General features: G+C 56.0%; 18 protein-coding genes. 8 read left to right on the top strand and 10 right to left on the bottom strand.

The genetic code is table 11. From position 1 onward, the window contains the following. Positions 1-23: 23 nt before the first annotated feature. Positions 24-938, top strand: a complete 915-nt coding sequence (gene rlmF, locus SIK97_RS26205) for a 23S rRNA (adenine(1618)-N(6))-methyltransferase RlmF (RefSeq protein WP_032748843.1) — start codon at positions 24-26, stop codon at positions 936-938. On the opposite strand, the gene ybiO is transcribed toward rlmF, so the two are convergent. The 6 genes from ybiO to rhtA form a co-directional block, all read right to left on the bottom strand. Beyond that, positions 933-3,143: a mechanosensitive channel protein gene (gene ybiO, locus SIK97_RS26200; RefSeq protein ID WP_032748845.1), complete on the bottom strand. Its 2,211-nt coding sequence runs from the start codon at positions 3,141-3,143 to the stop codon at positions 933-935. The genes rlmF and ybiO overlap by 6 nt on opposite strands. Before the next feature lie 110 nt (positions 3,144-3,253). Further along, entirely contained in the window at positions 3,254-3,976 is a 723-nt protein-coding gene (gene glnQ, locus SIK97_RS26195; protein WP_004849106.1) for a glutamine ABC transporter ATP-binding protein GlnQ, read from the bottom strand. Next, positions 3,973-4,632 (bottom strand): glutamine ABC transporter permease GlnP, encoded by a 660-nt coding sequence (gene glnP / locus SIK97_RS26190; RefSeq protein WP_004100490.1) that lies wholly within the window; start codon positions 4,630-4,632, stop codon positions 3,973-3,975. The genes glnQ and glnP overlap by 4 nt, the downstream gene beginning before the upstream one ends. Before the next feature lie 133 nt (positions 4,633-4,765). Next, on the bottom strand, positions 4,766-5,512 hold the full coding sequence (gene glnH / locus SIK97_RS26185) for a glutamine ABC transporter substrate-binding protein GlnH (RefSeq protein ID WP_004849110.1): 747 nt from the start codon (positions 5,510-5,512) through the stop codon (positions 4,766-4,768). Between the two features lie 371 nt (positions 5,513-5,883). Further along, positions 5,884-6,387, bottom strand: coding sequence for a DNA starvation/stationary phase protection protein Dps (gene dps, locus SIK97_RS26180; protein WP_004130751.1), 504 nt, complete (start codon positions 6,385-6,387; stop codon positions 5,884-5,886). A 218-nt stretch (positions 6,388-6,605) separates the two neighbouring features. Then, the gene (rhtA, locus tag SIK97_RS26175) at positions 6,606-7,493 is read right to left on the bottom strand and encodes a threonine/homoserine exporter RhtA (protein ID WP_004100495.1); all 888 of its coding nucleotides are present in this window, start codon (positions 7,491-7,493) and stop codon (positions 6,606-6,608) included. Positions 7,494-7,844: 351 nt separating this feature from the next. Between rhtA and ompX the strand changes: the two genes are divergently transcribed. Continuing rightward, complete coding sequence (ompX, locus tag SIK97_RS26170; RefSeq protein ID WP_004130755.1) at positions 7,845-8,357, top strand: outer membrane protein OmpX; 513 nt, start codon at positions 7,845-7,847, stop codon at positions 8,355-8,357. 69 nt (positions 8,358-8,426) lie between these two features. Here the strand turns inward: ompX and SIK97_RS26165 are convergent, their stop codons facing one another. After that, entirely contained in the window at positions 8,427-10,004 is a 1,578-nt protein-coding gene (locus SIK97_RS26165) for a phosphoethanolamine transferase (RefSeq protein WP_057173027.1), read from the bottom strand. 267 nt (positions 10,005-10,271) lie between these two features. Next, a complete protein-coding gene (gene mntS / locus SIK97_RS26160) occupies positions 10,272-10,397 on the bottom strand; it encodes a manganase accumulation protein MntS (protein ID WP_004100500.1) in 126 nt (41 codons plus the stop codon). Positions 10,398-10,579: 182 nt separating this feature from the next. Between mntS and mntR the strand changes: the two genes are divergently transcribed. The 5 genes from mntR (at position 10,580) to SIK97_RS26135 (ending at position 15,622) form a co-directional block, all read left to right on the top strand. Then, positions 10,580-11,053, top strand: a complete 474-nt coding sequence (gene mntR, locus SIK97_RS26155; RefSeq protein ID WP_032748851.1) for a manganese-binding transcriptional regulator MntR — start codon at positions 10,580-10,582, stop codon at positions 11,051-11,053. Beyond that, positions 11,050-12,156, top strand: a complete 1,107-nt coding sequence (locus SIK97_RS26150; RefSeq protein ID WP_057173026.1) for an anion transporter — start codon at positions 11,050-11,052, stop codon at positions 12,154-12,156. Before mntR ends, SIK97_RS26150 begins: the two co-directional genes overlap by 4 nt. A 110-nt stretch (positions 12,157-12,266) precedes the next feature. Beyond that, positions 12,267-13,307 carry an aldo/keto reductase gene (locus SIK97_RS26145; RefSeq protein WP_032748854.1) on the top strand — a complete coding sequence of 347 codons (1,041 nt, stop codon included), beginning with the start codon at positions 12,267-12,269 and terminating at the stop codon, positions 13,305-13,307. A 151-nt stretch (positions 13,308-13,458) separates the two neighbouring features. Then, positions 13,459-14,835: a glycoside hydrolase family 1 protein gene (locus SIK97_RS26140; RefSeq protein ID WP_032748856.1), complete on the top strand. Its 1,377-nt coding sequence runs from the start codon at positions 13,459-13,461 to the stop codon at positions 14,833-14,835. A gap of 70 nt (positions 14,836-14,905) precedes the next feature. Beyond that, positions 14,906-15,622, top strand: a complete 717-nt coding sequence (locus SIK97_RS26135; protein WP_004849131.1) for a GntR family transcriptional regulator — start codon at positions 14,906-14,908, stop codon at positions 15,620-15,622. A gap of 42 nt (positions 15,623-15,664) precedes the next feature. On the opposite strand, the gene ldtB is transcribed toward SIK97_RS26135, so the two are convergent. Both ldtB and SIK97_RS26125 read right to left on the bottom strand, forming a co-directional pair. After that, positions 15,665-16,579, bottom strand: coding sequence for a L,D-transpeptidase (ldtB, locus tag SIK97_RS26130; RefSeq protein ID WP_004130773.1), 915 nt, complete (start codon positions 16,577-16,579; stop codon positions 15,665-15,667). Positions 16,580-16,769: 190 nt separating this feature from the next. Next, positions 16,770-17,552, bottom strand: a complete 783-nt coding sequence (locus SIK97_RS26125) for a tyrosine-protein phosphatase (RefSeq protein WP_032748858.1) — start codon at positions 17,550-17,552, stop codon at positions 16,770-16,772. 177 nt (positions 17,553-17,729) lie between these two features. On the opposite strand from SIK97_RS26125, the gene SIK97_RS26120 reads away from it, so the two are divergent. After that, positions 17,730-19,322, top strand: a complete 1,593-nt coding sequence (locus tag SIK97_RS26120; protein ID WP_032748859.1) for an ABC-F family ATPase — start codon at positions 17,730-17,732, stop codon at positions 19,320-19,322. Positions 19,323-19,662: the final 340 nt, after the last annotated feature.

Below are 19,662 nucleotides of genomic sequence, written 5' to 3'. Positions count from 1 at the left end.
GCGGCTGTTCAAAGGAGATTGCCATGAAAGCCCAGAAACCGGGGTTACACCCGCGTAACCGTCACCAACAACGCTACGACCTGCCCGCGCTGTGCCAGGCCCACCCTGAGCTCCAGGGCTTTATCACCCTTAACCCGGTGGGTGAGCAGACCATCGACTTTGCCAATCCGCTGGCGGTGAAGGCGCTGAATAAAGCGCTGCTGGCGCACTTCTACGCGGTGAAACACTGGGATATTCCCGACGGCTTTCTCTGCCCGCCGGTGCCGGGCAGGGCTGACTACATCCATCATCTCGCCGATCTGCTGGCGCTGGATAGCGGGACGATCCCGGCCACCGCCAGCATTCTCGATATTGGCGTTGGCGCAAACTGCATCTATCCGCTCATTGGCGTGCACGAGTACGGCTGGCGTTTTACCGGCAGCGAAGTGAACGCCGACGCGTTCGCCAGCGCCCAGGCTATCGTCAACGGCAATCCCGGCCTGACTCGCCAGATCCGCCTGCGTCGTCAAAAAGACGCTAAAGCGATTCTGACCGGCATTATTCATAAAAATGAGACCTACGACGCGACCCTGTGTAACCCGCCGTTCCATGATTCCGCCGCCAGCGCGCAGGCGGGCGGTGAGCGTAAACGTCGCAACCTGGGACTGGGCGAGGAGAGCGTGCTGAACTTTGGCGGCCAGCAGCAGGAGCTGTGGTGCGAAGGGGGCGAGGTTGCGTTTATTACGCAGATGATTGCGGAGAGCCAGCAGTTTGGCCGTCAGGTGAAGTGGTTTACCTCCCTGGTTTCTCGCGGCGACAATTTGCCGCCGCTCTACCGTGCGCTGACCGACGTTGGCGCGGTGAAAGTAGTGAAAAAAGAGATGGCCCAGGGAAATAAGCAGAGCCGCTTTATCGCCTGGACCTTTATGGACGAAGCCAAACGTCGCCGCGCTTTATAACGTGGGCTCGGCGGGTGCCGGCGGTCCCGCCGGTGCCGGCATCGGCAGAACCTGGTAAGTTTGTACCGGCGCCCGCACGCCCGCGAGGTCAAAATGCCTTTTCACCTGAGTGTCGAGGGCGAACCTTACCGTCCACTGCTTCAACGGCAGGGTGGTAAAGGTGACGCGCAGGGTGAAGGCGGTATTGCTTAAGCCCACCAATCCTGCGAAAGAGGGCTCGCCAATGATCAGCCCGCGAATCTCTTCCTGCGCCATCACTTCCGCGACCGCGTCTTTCAGCGCCTGGTTGGCCTTATCCAGATCCTCCTGTCGATCAACGTCATAGTTGGCCACCACCGAGCCGATCCCGCGCACGAAGTTGGCGAAGGTGGTTATCGAAGACCACGGAATAATGTGATAAGCACCGGTATCCTGGCGTACGCCGACGGAGCGAATCGACATGCGTTCTACCGTCCCGGTTAACGGCCCGATGGTCACCAGATCGCCGGTATTCATGCCGTTCTCAAACTGGATGAAAATCCCGGTAATAATATCTTTAACCAGGGTTTGCGCGCCGAACGAAATCGCCAGGCCCAGCGCGCCTGCGCCGGCCAGCAGCGGGGCGATATTCACGCCCACTTCCGAAAGCAGGATCATGATAGTAATGGTGCTAATGACCACCGCCAGCGCGTTGCGAAACAGCGTCAGCAGCGTTCGGGCGCGGGCGCTGGGCAGCGGGCGGCCGTGAATATCCGATGCCAGCCGGTTCTCAATCAGGCTGGCGAGCAGCGTCCAGCCAATTGCCGAGAAGAAGAGGATCAGTGCGATACGAATCAGCACATCGACCGCTTTTTGCCCGCTGCCGTTATGCATCCACTGCCAAAAATCGAACAGCCCCCACGCGCTGAGCAGCAGCATGATCGCCACGCAGACCGTCAGGATACGCGCGGCTTTCAGCGACGCGGAGATCCAGCCGTTCAGCCGTTTTTGCAGTTCGGGGTAGTTGCGCTGGGTTTCCGGCGACAGGGTGATGGTTTTCGCAATCCAGCGCGACAGAATACCGGAGACTAGCGCGGCGGCGCCGATGATGGCCAGGCTGCGCAGCGTCGCGCCCATCATAAATTTCAGGCTGTTGCCGGGATCGAACAGGGAGAAGAAAAACAGCACGATAAAATAGGCGCAGGCCAGCCAGTGCCAGATCAGCGCAAAGGCGCGGATAAACAGGCTAAAGAAGGCCAGCGAGCGGTCGGCGAGATGGATAAGCCCCTGGGTAATCAATTTCTTATTGTGAAATATCAGGTACAGCGCCCAGAGCGTAATGCACAGCATAATCACCACGTTGGCCAGCGCTCCGAACTGTACGTTGACCTGGTTGGAGATAATCGGCACCGCGACGATGAGCCCGTAGCCAATCAGGCTGCTCAGCGCGCTGAGACGCAGGTTCCAGTATTTCGCCGCTTCATCGCTGAGGTTGAACGGGCGTAGCTCCGGGATGCGGGGGCAAAAAATAAGCCGCAGAATGGCCTTGAAAAATTCAATCAGCGCGAAGGCGTTGAGAAACAGGCTTTGTTGAAAGGCGATGGTGGGATTGTTACCGTTCAGGCGGTCGCTTAAAAGCTGGCCCACGAAGAGCGTGAGCGCCAGCAGAAGCAGGTCAAAAATAAACGCGCCGGCGATCGTTGCAGGTAGCTGAAGCCAGTTGCTGCGGTCGCGGTTTTTATGCCGTCCCCAGTGGCCCATTTTGCGATACAGCGGCAGGGCCGCCAGGCGTACCAGCCACCAGAACGCAAAGACCAGGCCCGCCAGCAGCAGGAAATGCCAGGCGGCGTTGGTGAAAGTCTGAGAATTAAACGCTTTGTGCGGAGAGCCGGTGATGTTGCGCCACAGCTGGGAAAAACGTGACGAGAGCTGCTCTCCGTATTCGCGGCTGATGTGGGTGACGTTCTCCAGCACCGTGGTCTCGTCTTTTATTTCCGGCGGCGTCAGCTTCGGCGTACTGTCCGGCGGCGGCGTGGCGGCGGCTTTCCGCAGCTGCTCGATAAGCTCCTGACGGGCGTCGGCGTTTTCAAGCACGTCGGCCAGCGCGCCGTAGGCCGCTTTCTTCTGCGCTACATCGGGTTCACTGCTGCTGGACGGGTCCGCTGTGGTTGCCGTAACGCCGGGCAGCGTCGCGGCCCATAGCGGAGCGGTGAAGAGTAGGGCAAGCAGTAACAAAATCCGCGGCACAGGCACCTCCATTGCATCTCAAACCAATAAGTATAGAAGATGAGATCCGCAGAGCGAGGTTGGGATGATTCTGGAAAGCGGCTCTCACGCGAAGGGAGAGCCGGGGGGCATCAGGCTACGTGCTGCAAAAACTCGCGCAGGCGCGGGCTGGGCGGGTTATTCACCAGCATCTGCGGATCGCCATCTTCCGCAATGCGCCCTTTATCGATAAAGATCAGGCGCGACGCCACTTTTTCGGCGAAGCCGATTTCGTGGGTAACGATAACCATGGTCATGCCTTCTTCGGCCAGATCCTGCATCACTTTCAGCACTTCATGACGCAGTTCAGGATCAAGCGCGGAAGTCGGCTCATCAAACAGCATCATTTTGGGTTTAACCGCCAGCGCACGGGCAATGGCCACGCGCTGCTGCTGTCCGCCTGAAAGCTCAGAAGGGTAGTGGTGCGCACGTTCAGCGAGGCCCACTTTCTCCAGCAGGTCTTTCGCCAGTTTTTCCGCCGCCGCTTTATTGGCGCCGCGAACGCGCAGCGGGCCGAACATCACGTTTTCCAGCGCCGTCAGGTGCGGGAACAGATAAAACTGCTGGAATACCATCCCGGCTTCCTGGCGAATCAGCCGCTCGTCAACCTTCGGGTCGTTGACCTTCAGACCGTCGACGATCAAATCGCCGCTGGTAATCTCTTCAAGTTTGTTAATACAGCGCAGCAGGGTCGATTTACCGGAACCGGACGGCCCGATAATCACCACGACTTCGCCCTGGTTGATCTTCAGATCGATATCATGCAGCACCTTGGTTGGGCCAAAATGCTTGGAAACGTTTTTAAATTCAATCACAGGATTTTCATCCTTCTTTCAAGACGACGCAGAACAAAGCTCAGCACCAGGGTGATGATCAGGTAGATAACCGCAACGGCGCTCCAGATCTCCAGCGCGCGGAAGTTACCGGCAATAATTTCCTGGCCCTGACGGGTCAGTTCGGCCACGCCGATGACGATAAACAGCGAGGTATCTTTGATGCTGATAATCCACTGGTTGCCCAGCGGCGGCAGCATACGGCGCAGCGCCAGCGGCAGGATCACGTAGCGGATAGTTTCCCGACGAGAAAGGCCCAGCGCGAGGCCGGCTTCCCGAAAGCCTTTATGGATCGACAGCACCGCGCCGCGGGTGATTTCCGCAATATAGGCGCCGGAGTTGATCATAATGGTTACCACCGCCGCCGAGAACGGGTCGATGCGTAAATCGCTAAACGCCATCGGCAGGGCGAAGTAGATGAACATGACCTGCACCACAATTGGGGTGCCGCGGATGATTTCGATAAAGACCAGCGCGATGTGGTTGGCAATCCAGCCGCCGAAACAGCGGGCGAAACCGGCCACCAGACCGATTATCAGACCGCCGACCAGGCCGAGGACCGAAATCCACAGCGTCATTTTGGCGCCTTCCAGTAAAATTGGGATGGCGGGCCAGATGGCACTCCAGTCAAACTGCATAATGTGTTCCTGTTACCGTGTCGAAAACAGAGGAAAACCCCCTGAGAAAACTATTCAGGCCTGCTGACGGGTAGCCCGGAGAGCTCCAGGTCTACCAGACCACAGCAGGCCTGGAAGAGAGTATCGCTAATTATTATTTGGGTTCAGTACCGAACCATTTTTTATAAATTTCGTTGTAAGTGCCGTTCTCACGCAGCGTTTTCAGCGCGCCGTTCACTTTTTCACGCAGCTCGTCGCTGCCTTTCGGGAAGGCGATACCGTAGTTTTGCGCTTCCAGCGAGTCGCCTACCGCTTTGAACTTGCCGTTACCCGCAGTTTTGATGAAGTAAAGGATGTTTGGCGTATCGTGCAGAACCGCATCAGCGCGACCGGTACCCAGTTCCATATAGGCGTTATCGATGTTCGGGAACTGGCGCAGATCTTTGGTTTTGATATTGGCTTTCGCGTAATCAACGGAGCCGGTGCCGCCCTTCACGGCAACCACTTTACCGTTCAGATCTTTGACATCTTTAATATCGTTATTATTCGCGTTAACCATGACCAGCAGGCCGCTTTTGTAGTAGCCGTCAGAGAAGTCGATCGCTTTTTTACGTTCGTCGGTGATGGTGATCCCCGCCAGCGCGAGATCGATGTTTTTGGTCTGCAGTGCCGGAATGATACCGCTGAAGTCCATTGGCTTCAGGGTGTAGTCAAGCTTCAGCTCTTTCGCAATGGCAGCCCACAGGTCAACGTCGAAACCGACATACTTATCGCCCTGTTTAAATTCGAACGGTACAAACGCCGTGTCGGTCGCGACAACCAGTGTTTTATCAGCGGCGTGAGAAGAAACCGCAAAAGCCAGGGTCAGTGCAGCCAGTGAAACTTTAAATACAGACTTCATAGCATTTCCTTTTATATCCACGGGACGATCCCCTGCGAGAACGAGTTGCCTTATGAAAAAATCATGCCACTTTTACAACCTGTTGTTTTATAACAAGCAGGAAGGCGCCTGTTGCACAATTTTGATAACGGATAACGTTAAATGCACCGATATGGGGCGCCGTTTTGGTGCATCATAAAGGCATCGCATAACAAGAGCATTTTTAACGCAAACCCTGATGTTAAAACAATCTCGGCGTAACGATTGTGTGAGGTGATTATTACAATTGATTTACTTTTGCGCGTATTTTGTACATTCTCATGCACTGAAGTGGTGCGCGGCGGGGAAGTGGAAAGAAAAAAAGCCGCCAGCGTGGCTGACGGCAGTTGGCCTTACTCGATATTGGCTTCGATGAACCACAGGAATTTATCCAGGTCGCGTGAAGCAGCGGTGAAGATATCAGCGGTATCTTCATCTTTGGCTTCATCGATGGCTTTACGCACATCGTTGGCGACGATCGCATAGCGGTCGGCCAGCTCTTTCAGATGGTCCTGGACGCTATGGATATCCAGCGGGTAGCTTTTCAGCGGGCTTTTGCTGTTAATGACCTGAGTCGTACCCAGCGCTACGCCACCAAGCTGTACGGCACGTTCTGCCATCGTATCAAGGTGGTCGACGAGCGCAGTGCGGAAGCCGTCCAGCATCTCATGAACGGCAATAAAGTTTGCACCGCGCATATTCCAGTGAGCCTGTTTGGTAATCAAAGACAGGTCAATGAACTGGATCACCTGGCGATTCAGCAGCTCAACGGTCGCTTTCTTCGCGCTATCAGCGACGTCGTTACGGGTATAGAGCAGATTCGTTGCTTTAGTTTTAACCAGTTTTGCGGTACTCATAGTGTCATATCCTCTTGATATTTGTACTCGTCATACTTCAAATTCGAATTATTCGGAGCGTCTCATCCCAATAACTTGCGGAATTAAGTATAGCAACGGATTTGAGCTTTGCAGCGGCGGTAGTCTCTATCGGTCTGATAGCGCAGGGCTGTTAGTCAGGAAAAATAGTTTATAAATTAAGGAGATGATTGAGTTTCTCGTCAATCAGCTCCTTTTCGCTAGCTGATGTCGACCTTCTGTATCTTCGTTTCCCGACGCATTGTCAGCGTGGAGCCCATCGAGGCAAGAATAATCGCCCCCAGCGCCAGCGTTTGGGTCGCGGTTAGCGTTTCCCCAAGAAACACCATTCCGGAAAGCGCGGCGAGAGCTGGCTCCATGCTCATCAGGGTGCCAAAGGTCTTGCTGGGCATGCGGGTCAAGGCAACCATTTCCAGAGAGTAGGGCAGCGCGGTCGATAAAATGGCGATCCCCAGTCCCGGCAGCAGCAGCCCCCACTGAAAGAGCGTATCGCTGGCCTGGATCATCCCCATCGGGACGAAGACCACCGCAGCGATCAGCGACCCCATAGCGACCGTTGCGGGGCCATGCTCTTCGCCGGCGCGCTGGCCGGTCAGAATGTAGACCGCCCAGCAGGCGCCAGCGCCGAGGGCCAGCAGCGCGCCAATGGGATCGATCTGCGCCACGCTTTGCCCCAGCGGCAGCAGAAACCAGAGCCCGAGCACCGCCAGCGCCACCCAGACGAAATCGAGGGGGCGACGGGAGCCAAAGAGCGCCACCGCCAGGGGGCCGGTAAATTCCAGCGCGACGGCGACGCCTAGCGGAATGCGTTGAATCGATAAATAGAACAGGTAGTTCATCGCACCGAGCGACAGGCCGTAGAAGAGCAGCGGCAGGCGCTGCTCCGGGGCAAAGCGCAGGCGCCAGGGTTTGAAGATAACCACCAGGATGAAGGTGCCGAGCGCGAGGCGCAGGGCGGTAACGCCCGGCGCACCCACCAGCGGGAAGAGTGACTTGGCCAGCGAGGCGCCACTCTGGATCGAAATCATGGCAATTAAAATAACCAGTATCGGCAACCATGCCGGTACTTTGCGGGACGAGCCGGGCATCCTTTCTCCTGTCAATTTTGTCAAATGCAGTAAAGGTTCCAGTGTAAATGAATTACCCCGCGCCGGTTGAGCTAATGTTGAAAAAAAGGGGTGTAAAAGCAGTACAATAGCGCGGAGTTGAAGATAATTTCACCAGAAGATTAGGAATAATCTGGATACACGTCTGGCGCTTTATGAGCCTTAATAGGAGTATATTTGTAAAAAAGGTTTGTTTTCCAGTTTGTTATAGAAACGTAGAAACCTTTAGTTACATGAAAAAGTACGTTAGACAATGTAAAGTGAAAAGAGTTTCCCAAAAGTTTTTGTTATATTTAAGGCTTAGGACTTATTAGAAACACATTTGAGGTGGTTATGAATAAAATTGCACGTTTTTCAGCACTGGCCGTTGTTCTGGCTGCATCCGTAGGTACCACTGCTTTCGCCGCGACTTCTACCGTTACCGGTGGCTACGCGCAGAGCGATATGCAGGGTGAAGCGAACAAAGCAGGCGGTTTCAACCTGAAGTACCGCTACGAGCAAGACAACAACCCGCTGGGTGTTATCGGTTCTTTCACCTACACCGAAAAAGATCGTTCTGAGTCTGGCGTTTACAAAAAAGGCCAGTACTACGGCATCACCGCAGGTCCGGCTTACCGTCTGAATGACTGGGCGAGCATCTACGGCGTAGTGGGTGTTGGTTACGGTAAATTCCAGGACAACAGCTACCCGAACAAATCTGACATGAGCGACTACGGTTTCTCTTACGGTGCTGGTCTGCAGTTCAACCCGATCGAAAACGTTGCTCTGGACTTCTCCTACGAGCAGTCTCGCATTCGTAACGTTGACGTTGGCACCTGGATTGCTGGCGTAGGTTACCGCTTCTAATCACTCCGGTGATATAAAAAATCCGCCTCAAGGGGCGGATTTTTTTTGCCTGCGGTTCACGCGACTCTGTTAATTGACGGTAAACGCGTTGGTACCCAGATGGGTATAGTCCACTTTCTTCAGCTGGAAGTTAGTGATGTAGATGGGGCCGGCCTTCTGTTCCGAGATAAAACGATAGCGCGGGGCAATCTCCTGAGCGCTGATGCCGGTCCACTGCGAAAAGAAGCTGAGGAAGTCGTTGGCGGACCGCCGCGCTTTAATGACCTTATGCGCTTTATCATCGCTGGAGATCACCATAAAGGGGACCTGGAAATTCTGCTGGTACTTATCGTCGTGCGCCAGATACTGCACCTCTTTCCCGCGCTCTTTAAAAGCCAGACCGTGATCGGAAAAATAGGTCATCGAGAAGGTTTCGCCCGAGTTTTGTAGCTGAGTATAAAGATCGCTCAGCAGCGTATCGGTTTGCGTCATGGTGTAGAGATAGCAGGAGGTCTCTTTCGACTGAACAAAAACCGCGTATTTCCCTTTAGTGCGGTCGCAGGCCTGCGGATGCGAACCCATCAAATGCAGGACAATCAGCTGCGGCTGGGTGCGGCGGGTGGCAAGCACCTGCGCGGTCAGCTTTAATAGCTGCTCATCCTGAGTGTTTTTATTGGCCTCGAAATCGCCGTTCTTGAGGAACTGAACTTCGTCCGCGCGTTTGGCGATGCTGGCAATCGCCGTATCGTATTCGCCAATTTGCCCCTGATTCGAGAACCACCAGGTCTGAAAACCGGCGCGGTTGGCGAGGGTGACAAAGTTATCCTGAAACTGCGGTTTATCATCGACCACCCGGTTGAGGGTTAAACCGAGCGATTTCTGCGTTGAACCGCTGGCGGCAACGTAGTCATTGAACAGATAGCCTTTTACCGAGCTGGCGAACGGGGTGTTGTCCCAGTGGCCGCCAAAGGCGCCGAGCGCATCGCGACGCGCGCTCTCGCCGATCACCACCACATACAGATGATATTTGGGCTTTACCGCCAGCACGTGCCAGCTGTCTTTCATATTCGCCAGCTGCGCCATTCGCGCCTGCTCATCCAGCACTTCATTATTATTCACCACCACATCTTTAACGAAGCGTATAGCGGGGTAACCGGTATCGATAACCTTAAAGACGCCGCCCCAGGCGAGGTTTTGCACCGGCTGGAGAAAGAAAATAGCGGTGCAGAACAGCAGCCCCAGCGTCTCCATTTTCCCCCATCGCGCCGATGCATCCGGCTTGCGCCGTACGGCAATCACGCCGAGCGCAAAGATAAACACGGCCAGCAGATAGTTGTACCACGGGAAAATGGTCAGGATCTCGGTGGACTCTTCGATGTTTGTGGCATGCAGCGCCAGCAGCGTGTTGAAATTGGGCGCGCCGTAGGCCTGGCCGAAAGGATAGTACATGGCCGCCAGCAGCGAATAGGCGCCGATCGCCACTTTTTGCGCGCGCGGAAAGCTGCGCCACAGCAGATGCAGCACGCAGGTAAAAGCAACGGTATAGAGCAGGCTAAAGTCGTAGCCCAGCGCCAGATTAATAAACAGCGATTGTAAAAAGTAGAATCCTGTCCATGGGTTCAGTACCAGTCCGCGGGCGACCAGCGTTTCTTTCAGCGTGACATTCATAGTAAACAATCAAAAAGAGCCATGTGCGTCCCCTGGCATCAAGGGGTAAAACCTGCTGGACAGTGCGTGAAGAGGGTCTCTGCGAGCCGCAGTAGTGGCAGGGCTGACAAAAGATAGGGCTTGCAAATGTTAAGGTCAACCATCCATAACGGATTGTTTTGGGAGGAAGCTTACAAAACTTGAAAAAAGTTGCCGTAGCGCTGAGTAATCAGCCAGTTTGACGGGAAATTATGACAGAAAAATGAAGCGGCGTACCGCGACGCCGCATTAGTTGTTGGGTTTATCCTGCTGGGGCTTGCCGTTGATCAGATCGCACAGCATACCGACAAGCATTAACCGTACTTTAAAAGGAGAATGGGTAAACACGTTTAAACACCTCTTGAATTCATTCATCTCGACCTCCTGTAACTTCGTCCTTCACTCCTTGAAGGATGTGTGTATTACATACAGATATAGCACAGGCTATATTTTATAGCTATGGCTAAAACGTTAATTTTTTGTTCTCTGTGCGCGATCCATTACAATAGGGATCCTTTTATATGATGCTTGATGCGTCACAGGAATGAGGAAGCACAATGAACCGTCGCGCAGGTAAGCCAATAACAAAAAAAGTGACGCAGCTAGTGAATGTCGAAGAACACGTTGAGGGGTTTCGTCAGGTGCGCGAGGCGCATCGTCGGGAGCTGATTGATGACTACGTGGAGCTGATCTCCGATCTGATTATGGAAGTGGGGGAAGCCCGTCAGGTGGACATGGCCGCGCGTCTTGGGGTGTCGCAGCCAACGGTTGCGAAAATGTTAAAACGACTGGCCAGCGTTGGTCTGATCGAACAGATCCCATGGCGGGGGATCTTTTTAACCCCGGAAGGTGAGAAGCTGGCGCATGAAAGCCGTGAACGCCACCAGATTGTCGAAAACTTTTTACTGGTGATCGGCGTTAGCCCGGAAATTGCGCGTCGCGACGCCGAAGGCATGGAGCACCACGTCAGCGAAGAGACGCTGGCGATGTTTAAACAGTTTACCCTCAAGCGGGGGTCACCGGGAGAATGAACCTCGTCTTTGTTCAGTCGCTAATCCGCGACCGTTTTTTGCATCTGCTGCTGATCGTCGGCGTTGTTTTAAGCTTTTTTGTTCCGTTTGCCCCTGCAGGCTGGTCACACGCCATTGACTGGCATACGATTATCACCCTTAGCGGACTGATGCTTCTGACCAAAGGTATTGAACTGAGCGGCTATTTTGACGTAATAGGTCGCAAAATGGCGCGCCGCTTTGTGACCGAGCGCCAGCTGGCCATCTTTATGGTGCTGGCGGCCGCGCTGCTATCCACCTTCTTAACCAACGACGTGGCGCTGTTCATCGTCGTGCCGCTCACGCTGACTCTGAAAAAATGGTGCGCCATCCCGACAAGCCGTCTCATCATTTTTGAAGCGCTGGCGGTGAACGCCGGGTCGTTGTTAACGCCCATAGGTAACCCGCAAAATATTCTTCTCTGGGGGCGCTCGGGCCTCTCCTTTCCGGCCTTTATCGGCCAGATGCTGCCGCTGGCGGCAGCGATGATGCTCACCCTGCTGGCGCTGTGCTGGTTCTGTTTCCCCGCGAAGCGTCTCGACTATCAGAGTAGCGACAGGGCGCCCTCCTGGCGGCCAAAGCTGGTCTGGAGCTGCCTGGCGTTCTATGGGGTCTTTTTGACCGCCTTAGAGCTGAAGCAGGAGCTGTGGGGACTGGCGCTGATCGCGCTGGGTTTTTTGCTGCTGGCGCGGGCGGTCATTATCCACGTCGACTGGACGCTGCTGCTGGTCTTCATGGCGATGTTTATTGACGTTCACCTGTTGACCCAGCTACCGGCTCTCCAGCATGCGCTTAACGGCGTCGGCCAGCTCTCGGCAGGCGGATTGTGGCTGACGTCGATTGGCCTGTCGCAGTTTATCAGCAACGTCCCGGCGACCATTTTGCTGCTCAATTACGTTCCACCATCGGTGCTGCTGGCCTGGGCGGTAAACGTCGGCGGGTTCGGCCTGCTGCCGGGCTCTCTGGCAAACCTGATTGCGCTGCGCATGGCTGGCGATCGCCGTATCTGGTGGCGTTTCCATATCTACTCTCTGCCCATGCTGCTGTGGGCCGCGCTGGTAGGGTACGGATTGCTGCAGCTCTGATTTTCAGAGAATTGGGCAAGAAACGGACAGAAACGCCACATTCGCGCTCTCCTTTTCCGGGGTATAACGTTATTCACGATGGTGAATCACCCTGATTGAAGGAGAGTCCTATGCGTTATCAAAAACTGGGCCATACCGGCCTTTTTGTCTCTGAGCTGTGCCTCGGCACCATGACCTTCGGCGGCGAAGGCGGCCTGTGGGGGAAAGTGGGGCAGCTGCGCCAGGCGGAGGCAGAGCAGCTGGTGGGCAGCGCGCTGGATGCGGGCATCAACTTCATCGACACCGCTGACGTCTATTCAGAAGGGCGCTCGGAAGAGATTACCGGCCAGGCGCTGAAGAATCTGAAAGTGCCGCGTGAAAACGTCATCGTGGCGACCAAAGTGTTTGGCGAAACCGGCACCGCAGGCGTGAACTCGCGCGGCAGTTCGCGCTATCACATCATAGGCAGCGTGAAGGAGAGCCTGCGTCGCCTGCAGCTCGATCATATCGATCTCTATCAACTCCATGGCTTCGATCCGGCAACCCCGATCGAAGAGACGCTGTATGCGCTGGATAACCTGGTGCAGCACGGGCACGTCCGCTATATCGGCGTGTCGAACTGGGCGGCATGGCAGATAGTCAAAGCGCTGGGCATTTCCGAACGTCTGGGGCTGGCGCGTTTTGCCTCGTTACAGGCTTACTACACCCTTGCCGGACGGGATCTGGAGCGCGAGCTGGTGCCGATGATGCAGAGCGAAGGCCTGGGCCTGATGGTCTGGAGCCCGCTGGCGGGAGGGCTGCTCAGCGGTAAGTACGATCGCGATGGGCACTCGGCGAGCGGCGGCCGCCGTCAGGAGTTTGATTTCCCGCCGGTGAATAAAGCGCGGGCTTTTGACTGCATTGATGTGATGCGCGAGATTGCCGATGCGAAGGGCGTTTCGGTGGCGCAAATCGCGCTGGCCTGGCTGCTGCATCAGCCGGCGGTAAGCAGCGTGATTATTGGCGCGAAGCGCGCTGAGCAGCTCGCCGATAACCTCGCGGCGACCAGCATTGCCCTGAATGATGATGAACTGGCGCGGCTTGACGCGGTCAGCGCGCTGCCGCGAGAGTATCCGGGCTGGATGCTGGAGCGCCAGGGCGAATACCGCCGCGACCAGCTCGCCCAGCAGTAACTTCCTCTCTTGCACGCCGGATCGTCTGTTTCGCGATCCGGTTTTTTTATCCGTTGCGCTCACAAAACGCGATCCTGGACTTTGCCTGACGGGAGAATTTCGTTTATATGACTAGTCATGAAATTAATATGACTAGTCATAGGTGCGAGCGATGAACAGAACACTACCGGCAGATTTTTTATGGGGTAACTCGGTTTCCAGTATGCAAACCGAAGGGGCGTGGAATGAGGGCGGGAAGGGGATGTCGGTTTACGATATCCGTCAGCCGGCGGAATTTGCGTCCGACTGGAAGGTGGCAACCGACTCGTACCACCGTTACCGGGAAGACTTCGACCTGATGCAGGATTTGGGCATGAACTGCTACCGCTTCCAGATTGCCTGGAGCCGCGTTTGCCCGGAAGGCGACGGTGAGTTCAATGAAGAAGGTATCGCCTTTTATCACCAGTTTATCGATGAACTGCTTGCCCGCGGCATTGAGCCGATGATCTGCCTCTATCACTTCGATATGCCGCTGTCGCTGGCTGAACGCTACAACGGTTTTACCGACCGTCGGGTGATGGAAGCCTTTATTCGTTACGGGCAGAAGATGATCGACTGCTTTGGCGACAAGGTGAAGTGGTGGCTGACCTTTAATGAACAGAACCTCTACCACATGCCGGACGCGTTTCTGATTTCAGGCTATATGTGCGGCGAGAAGACCCTGCGCGAGCTGTATCAGATCCAGCACCACGTGATGATGGCCCACGTGCACCTGACGCAGTATCTGCACCAGGCGAAGCCGCAGTGCCTGATGGGCGGCATGCTGGCCCATGCGCTGGTCTATCCGGCGACCTGCAAACCGCGCGATATCCTTTGCGCCCAGCAGCTTGATGAGTTTTTAAACCAGAACCTGCTGCGCGCCTTCGCCGGAGAGGGCTACAGCCCGGAGGTCATGCACGTTGTCGCCCGCGAAGGCTTTGCGGATATCTACCGCGCAGAGGATCTGGCGCTGATGGCGCAGGTTAAAATCGACTATCTGGCCTTTAGCTACTACGCCAGCAAGGCGCTGGATAGCGACCCGATCCCGCCGGGCACGCCGGTGAACCACTACATGCAGTTTGGCGATAAAAAGAATGACTTTCTGCAGGCCACCGAGTGGGGCTGGCAGATTGACCCGCTGGGCTTTCGCACCATCATTACCCGCTACTACAACGACTGGCGTCTGCCGGTATTCCCGATTGAAAACGGCATCGGGGTGATTGAGTCCTGGGACGGCGAAAATCCGGTCGCTGACGATTACCGCATCGCCTATCATCGCGACCATATCAACGCCATGAAAGAGGCGATGTTTGAGGACGGCGCGCGGGTGATTGGCTATCTGGGCTGGGGATTAATCGATATTCTCAGTTCGCAGGGCGATATGCGCAAGCGCTACGGGGTTGTCTACGTGAACCGTGAAAACCACGACCTTAAGGACCTTAAGCGCGTCCCGAAGAAAAGCTATGCCTGGCTGAAGCGGGCCATCCGCAGTCACGGCGAAGAGATGTAGCGGCGCCTCGCGCGGGCAGATGGTATATTCTGCCCGCCAGCCACTATCAGACACGTAAAAGGATCCGGGAATGACGGCCAAATATCTGAGTATCGCGCGGGAAATCAAAAAACGTATTATCAGCCGGCAGTATCCCGCCAGCGCGCCGTTACCCGACCAGTTCGCCTTAGCGGCGGAGTTCAGCACCAGCAGGATGACCATCCAGCAGGCGATGCGCCAGCTGATTGTCGAAGGCCTTATCTACACCCGTAAGGGGCAGGGAACCTTCGTGCGCAAAAACTTCCTCCAGCTTTCGCAGTGGGAGCTGCCCGGCAGCGACTATTTTGGCGCCACCAAAACCTGGGAACATTTAGGGGAAGTGACCAGCCGGGTGATTCGCTTCGAGCTGCGTTTTCCGTCGGAAAAAGAGCAAAGCTCGTTGCTGATTGACGCCGATGCCCCGGTCTATGATTTCGTCCGCCTGCGGCTGCTCAACGAGGAACCCGTGTCGCTGGACCTCACCGTGATGCCCGTTGCGCTGGTGCCTGGCCTGAATAAAACGCATCTCGAAAGCTCGGTATTTCGCTACGTGCAGGAGACGCTGGGGCTGAAGATGATGGGATCGTATCGGGTGGTGCGGGCTATGAAACCGCAGGCGCTGGACAGGGAGCATCTCAACTGCGAAGCGAGCGACCCGGTGCTGGAGGTGGAGCAGGTGATCTATCTGGAGGACGGTACCCCGCTGGAGTATGCCCATTGCCACTATCGCTACGACCACGGCGGAATTATTCTGGTCAATAACGGATAAAAAAATGGCGGGCACCGGGCCCGCCACTCTGTGCGATGCGTTTTAGTTCAGACGCACCGGCATACCGGAACGGTTCTGGATCGCCTGATCGACCACGCTCTGGTCTACGTCAGTCTGGCTGGTAATCGCCTGTACTGATTTGGTCAGGTTAATCGGCACGATTTCGCCGCCCTGGAACTGCTCTTCCGTGGTGGACAGCGGGTTGTGAACTTCAATGAAGCGGCTGCCGTCAGGCTCGGTAGTGGCTTTTACCGGCTCATCGATAAACTCAACGCGGGTGCCGACCGGCACGTTTTCAAACAGGAACTTGATATCGTCATTACGCAGACGCACGCAGCCGTGGCTGACGCGCAGGCCGATGCCGAAGTTAGCGTTGGTACCGTGAATAGCGTACAGGCGGCCGATATACAGCGCGTACAGGCCCATCGGGTTATCAGGGCCGGCAGGAACAACGGCCGGCAGCGGTTCACCGGCTGCGGCATATTCAGCGTGCATTTTGGCGGTAGGCGTCCAGGTCGGACCGGCTTTTTTACGCTCAACTTTCGTCACCCAGTTGATCGGCGTGTCTTTGCCTAACTGGCCGATGCCGATCGGCAGCACGATGACGGTGTTGGTGCCTTTCGGATAGTAGTAGAGGCGCATTTCCGCGCTGTTGATGACGATACCTTCATGCACGGTGTCCGGCAGGATCAGCTGCTGCGGGATATTCAGCACGGTGCCGCCTTTCGGCAGGAAGGTGTCCACGCCCGGGTTGGCTTCCAGCATGTTGGATAAACCCATCTGGTATTCAGCGGCGAAATATTCCAGCGGCTGCTTGTTGCCTTCCGGAATGGTGATCACCTGGTTCTGGCCAATCAGACGGCTGCCGTCGGTGGGCAGAGGGTAGGTTACAGCAGAAGCTGTGTTGCAAAAGCCCACGATGGCGAAGGCTGCCGCGAAGAGTGTTGATAATTTCATAATCTTTATGTCGTGGGCGATGTTAATGCCGCACAGGCCTTTGTCAGTTTAAACAGGAAGTCGATGGGAGCGCATTATATGTGCTTTCCGGCAAACAGGTAAATGAGATGTGTACGAAATCACATTTTTTTCCTGTGACCCTGAGTGTAGCCCGTCAACGCGGGCTCTGCAGCCTGAAAACGGGAGGGGATTACCCCTCCAGAAGCCGCGACTGGAGCGCTTCTCGCGCCTGCGGCGTGAGCTGATACTCTTTCTCCAGCCAGGCATCGACGCTGGCGTAGCGTTCGTCGATTTGCGAAAGTGCGGCGGCAAGGTAGGACTCATGCACCGTCATCATTTCCGCCAGGTTCTGCCGGCCGCGGGGGGTCAGCGCATTGCCGAGGGACTGGAGCATGAAATCTTCGACCTGCGTCAGCATGCCCTGGGTGAGCAGATATTCCTCCATGACCGTATGACGATCGCAGCCGAGGGCGAACAGCGTCAACGCGCAGCCAACGCCGGTGCGGTCTTTTCCCACCGCGCAGTGCTGCAGCAGCGCGCCGTCGAAAGGCTCCATCAGCCAACCGGCCAACTGGCGATAAGCGGCGTTATTGAACGGCAGTTGGCGGTAGAGCGCCAGCATAAACTGCTCGCCGTTAAGGGCGTTCAGGGTGGCGGCGTTGAGCTCGGTGACTTTGGCGTTGACGTCGCGAACGTGCGGATTCGCCGGGGCGTTGAGGTAGTGAGCCGCTTCGTTCAGCTTATCGGGGCTGCGATTCACTTCGCCCGGGTCGCGATAATCAATCACTCGGCTAAGCGGGATCGCGTCCAGATGGGTGAGGTCATCTGCCGTCATCATATGCAGCGAGCCGGAGCGGAATAATTTCCCGGTACGCACGCGACGGCCGTCGGCGGTACGCTGGCCGCCCAGGTCACGAAAGTTGATACCGCCCTGCAGCGATAAGAAAGCCGGATGGCGGGAGAGTGTGGTCATAGGTTCCTTCCAGATTAAGGTAAAAAATTACGCATTAAGCAGTGTAACCGCGCAATATGACATGACCCTAACACAGGCGTCATTGATGATTTTATAACGCCCCGTGAAAAGTGAAGCATTTGCTGGCATAATGTCTGGTTCATCACACTTCTCATTCTCTATTTTCAGGATAACCCCGTGCTAGTATCCAGCAACGTCACCATGCAGTTCGGCAGTAAGCCGCTGTTCGAAAATATTTCCGTCAAATTTGGCGGCGGCAACCGTTACGGCCTGATTGGCGCCAACGGTAGCGGCAAATCCACCTTTATGAAGATCCTCGGCGGCGATCTTGAGCCGACGCTGGGCAACGTCTCCCTCGATCCGAACGAGCGTATCGGTAAGCTGCGTCAGGATCAGTTTGCGTTTGAAGAGTTCAGCGTGCTGGATACGGTCATTATGGGCCACGGCGACCTGTGGGAAGTGAAGCAGGAGCGCGATCGTATCTACTCCCTGGCGGAGATGAGCGAAGAAGATGGCTACAAAGTGGCTGACCTGGAAGTGCTGTACGGCGAGATGGACGGCTACTCCGCTGAAGCGCGCGCCGGCGAACTGCTGCTCGGCGTCGGCATCCCGGTTGAACAGCATTACGGCCCGATGAGCGAAGTCGCTCCCGGCTGGAAGCTGCGCGTGCTGCTGGCGCAGGCGCTGTTCTCCAACCCGGATATCCTGCTGCTTGATGAACCGACGAACAACCTGGACATCGACACCATCCGCTGGCTGGAGCAGACCCTCAACGATCGCGACAGCACCATGATCATCATTTCGCACGACCGTCACTTCCTGAACATGGTTTGTACCCACATGGCGGATCTGGATTACGGCGAGCTGCGCGTTTACCCGGGCAACTACGATGAGTACATGACCGCGGCGACCCAAGCGCGTGAACGTCTGCTGGCGGATAACGCCAAGAAAAAAGCGCAGATTGCCGACCTGCAATCATTCGTCAGCCGCTTTAGCGCCAACGCCTCTAAATCTCGCCAGGCGACCTCGCGCGCCCGTCAGATTGACAAAATTAAGCTGGACGAAGTGAAAGCGTCCAGCCGTCAGAACCCGTTCATTCGCTTTGAGCAGGATAAGAAGCTGTTCCGTAACGCCCTGGAAGTGGAAGCGCTGGCGAAAGGCTTTGATAACGGCCCGCTGTTTAAAAACGTCAATCTGCTGCTGGAAGTGGGGGAGAAGCTTGCCATTCTGGGCGCCAACGGCGTAGGTAAATCCACGATGCTGAAAACCCTGGTCGGCGATATGACGCCCGATAACGGTACCGTTAAATGGTCTGAGAACGCGCAGATTGGCTACTACGCGCAGGATCATGAGTATGAATTTGAAAACGATCTGACGGTATTCGAGTGGATGAGCCAGTGGAAACAGGAAAGCGATGATGAGCAGGCGGTGCGCAGCATCCTGGGTCGTCTGCTGTTCAGCCAGGACGATATCAAGAAGCCGGCGAAAGTGCTCTCCGGTGGCGAAAAAGGCCGCATGCTTTTCGGTAAGCTGATGATGCAAAAACCGAATATCCTGGTGATGGATGAACCAACCAACCACCTGGATATGGAATCGATCGAATCGCTGAACATGGCGCTGGAGATGTATCAGGGCACCCTGATCTTTGTTTCCCACGACCGTGAGTTTGTTAGCTCGCTGGCGACCCGAGTGATTGAAATTACGCCGGAGCGCGTTGTGGACTTCACCGGTAACTACGAAGATTATCTGCGCAGCAAAGGTATCGAATAATATTCCTGTTGTCTGTCCCGGATTGCGGCGCTGCTGCGCCTTATCCGGGCTACCGGCCCGCAGACGGCGGTGAACCTGTAGCCCGGGCAAGGCGCGTCAAGCGCCGCCCCCGGGAGCGGTGCGCAGCGTGGCTGAATTCCCCGGAGGCGATGCTGCGCATCTGTCCGGCTACCGGCCCGCAGACGGCGGTGAACCTGTAGCCCGGGCAAGGCGCGTCAAGCGCCGCCCCCGGGAGCGGTGCGCAGCGTGGCTGAATTCCCCGGAGGCGATGCTGCGCATCTGTCCGGCTACCGGCCCGCAGACGGCGGTGAACCTGTAGCCCGGGCAAGGCGCGTCAAGC

The sequence above is a fragment of the Klebsiella sp. JN_Kp126 genome (genome assembly GCF_033843325.1).
Lineage (GTDB): Bacteria > Pseudomonadota > Gammaproteobacteria > Enterobacterales > Enterobacteriaceae > Klebsiella > Klebsiella michiganensis.
The sequence above is the reverse complement of the archived record's forward strand: the minus strand, read 5'-3'. Positions and strand labels throughout refer to the sequence as shown.